We start from the raw sequence: 2,657 nt of genomic DNA, 5'->3' as shown, positions 1-2,657 counted from the left end.
GCTGACGCGCACCCGCGGTCGCCGGAATGTCAGCGCTTAGGCATTCGCAAAGTAGAACTCTAGGACCGATTTGAGGGGCAGCGCTGACATTGATCGGGAACAGATAATCCGTAATGCCGCCCGCAGGTGCCGCCTTCGACTAGGTGCTTCCAATCCACGTGACAAGCGCACACCAGGACCACCGCCACTCTCTGAAATGAACTCTATTCCGGCTGCTTCGAACGTTGCTTTAAGCTGAACTATTGTGGACTGTTTCAACGTCTCGCCTCGTTCGAATCGCACAACGGTTTGAGTTGAGACTCCGGCCTCCTTAGCAAGCTCTAAAACCCCCCAGCCCAATGCAGCTCGTGCCCGTTTTGCCGCGGGGAGGAAATAGGACGCGCCTTTAGTGCCGCGATCATGCTGACCCCAAGGGAACTTTCGATCAGTTCGCCCCAGTTTGTCGAAGGGCGCTTAATGTGTCGCGGTCGAGATGTTTTGGTTGACGCTAAAAAAGTTGGTCGGGTCGTATTTGCTTTTCACTTCCGCAAGCCGTCTGTAGTTTTCGCCGAATGAGGCGCGGATAACTTGGTCCGCGGGCTCGCTCTGAAAGTTCAGAAGGTGCATCCCGCTCGAATGCGGCTCGAACGCATCATACATGGCGCGTACCCAGGCAATATGCCTTTCGCTTTCGGCCGGATCCACCCACTGCGCGGTCATTCCTATGTTGTATTCCGCGCCGCGCTGGGCGAAGGCGGATTCAGCGCGACTGATCCTGCCTGGCGCGCCGCCATAGAACTCTACGATGCAGGCCGAAAGAGGCGACTTCATGCGATTTCCATGCTCGACAAGCAGGTCTATGATCGTGTCGGTAAGTTGCGGAACGAAGCTCGCCTTCCAGAAATTGTGGGTGCCGTCCGGGAAAGCGCCGTCAAGCAGCTTCTGCATCGTCGGGAAGGGCATTAGCTGGATGGCATCGAGCATTGGGGGACCGAAAGCTCGCAGCGGCGCCAGCACACGTGCGCCTTCTACCACGTCACCGCACCAGCATGCGATTACGCCGATCGCCGGCATGCCGTCCGGTGTCGTCAGCATGGCCGCGTAGGCAGTCAGTTCCTCCGGTGCCGTGGCCATGAAGTCACGATAGAAGCGCAACACCTCACCGGACTTGTCGCGTGCGTGAACGATCAGGCCGCCGAGCACTGAAGATATTTGCTGCGCCCGGAAGGTGAAGCAGGTGACGATGCCGAAATTGCCGCCGCCGCCGCGCAAAGCCCAGAACAGGTCGGGGTGTTCTTCCATGCTGGCCGTCAGCAGGTTGCCCTCCGCTGTCACCAGCTCAAACGAAATCACATTGTCGCAGCTCAGTCCGTACTTGCGCACCAGCCAGCCTACGCCGCCGCCGAGCGTCAGACCGGCAACGCCGGTCTTAGAGACGACGCCGACCGGCACCGCCAACCCATGCAAATGCGTCTCTCGGTCGAGATCGCCAAGCGTCGCGCCGCCCTGAACTCGCACGGTCTGGGTCTTGGGCTCAACCATCACGCCACGCATGGCGGAGAGGTCGATCACGATGCCGTTGTCGCAGAGCGCGCGCCCGGCGACATTGTGACCGCCCCCACGCACCGCGACAAGAAGGTCGTTTTTAGAAGCGAATTTCACTGCGTGGATTACATCAGCGACACCGAGGCAGCGTGCGATCAGTCCAGGGTGTCGATCAATTGCCGCGTTCCAAATACGGCGTGCCTCGTCGTAATCGGCATCAGCGAGCCGGATAAGGCGGCCAGCCAACCCCGAAGCGAACTCATCGATGAGGTCGGCGCCAATCGGCATGCCATTGCGACTTTGAAGCTGCGTCTCTAACATATCCTCCTCCTCAACTTCTCACCGCGTAAGCTCAAGCCTCGCGGTGAGAAGTAGCATAACACCAGTTGGCGGGCCTGTGACGCCGAAAACACCTTCGATCCGATAAGTGGCGCTCGGTGCGGAATGGCCGCTTTTGCCAACTGGATTCTAGGAAGCTGCCAGTCGGCTCGCGGCCCCATGACAGTCACATCAAGCAACGGAGAGGCGCACGCCACCAGCCGAGCAGCTCGCACACCACGGTATACCTCGACTAACGTAACACCGCCGCCGGTTGCGGCGTAACATCTGGGTGGATATCGACTATCTGTGACAGGGTAGCGTCAGGCCTAAACCTTGAGGTGACAGGGCCGCAGAGATAGCGAGCCATCGGGCAAAAATTGAAAGGCCGGAAGGGTTGCCGTACGGGTTTACCAAGGCAACGACGCTAGGTCTGTTCGCGGACGGTGGAACAAAAACCGCGCTGTCGAGATTCGGTCGTTGCACTGTTCCCATTCGGTGCTTTCCCCATGAGAACTGCCCACTGGCCTGACGGCTGGCGGGCTTTTTTGTATCAGCGGAACCTTATTACTCATGCTCAGTTCTTGGCGGCAGCGCCCCGCACGCTGCTGGCCAAGGAAAGGCAACCCTTGGCCGGGCCCGCATCGGTCCTCACCCAAGCGGTGCGGGCCCACTGTCGATGCTGCCGAGCCCGTCTTCACACCCTTGGGCGTATCTTTCGAACAGTTCCACCTTTTCTGAATAAGGAAGGCGGTGTAAACGCTGGCAACCTTCGCACCGATAGTGGGCGGCAACGATGAACCAACGCCCTGGCT

General features: G+C 59.3%; 2 protein-coding genes. Both read right to left on the bottom strand.

All coding sequences use genetic code 11. The features are described from left to right. Nucleotides 1-36: 36 nt before the first annotated feature. Nucleotides 37-438, bottom strand: coding sequence for a helix-turn-helix transcriptional regulator (locus EN914_RS40200; protein WP_407067823.1), 402 nt, complete (start codon nt 436-438; stop codon nt 37-39). Nucleotides 439-453: 15 nt separating this feature from the next. Further along, on the bottom strand, nt 454-1,845 hold the full coding sequence (locus tag EN914_RS31365; RefSeq protein WP_013525274.1) for an FAD-binding oxidoreductase: 1,392 nt from the start codon (nt 1,843-1,845) through the stop codon (nt 454-456). Between the last annotated feature and the right edge of the window lie 812 nt (nt 1,846-2,657).

This window comes from Mesorhizobium sp. M7A.F.Ca.CA.001.08.2.1 (assembly GCF_003998455.1).
Classification (GTDB): domain Bacteria; phylum Pseudomonadota; class Alphaproteobacteria; order Rhizobiales; family Rhizobiaceae; genus Mesorhizobium; species Mesorhizobium ciceri.
This window is presented reverse-complemented; position numbering and strand designations above follow the sequence as displayed.

Bases quoted from the DNA above. Each gene is read 5' to 3' on its own strand.
- EN914_RS31365 (WP_013525274.1), bottom strand. From the start codon at position 1,845: ATGTTAGAGACGCAGCTTCAAAGTCGCAATGGCATGCCGATTGGCGCC.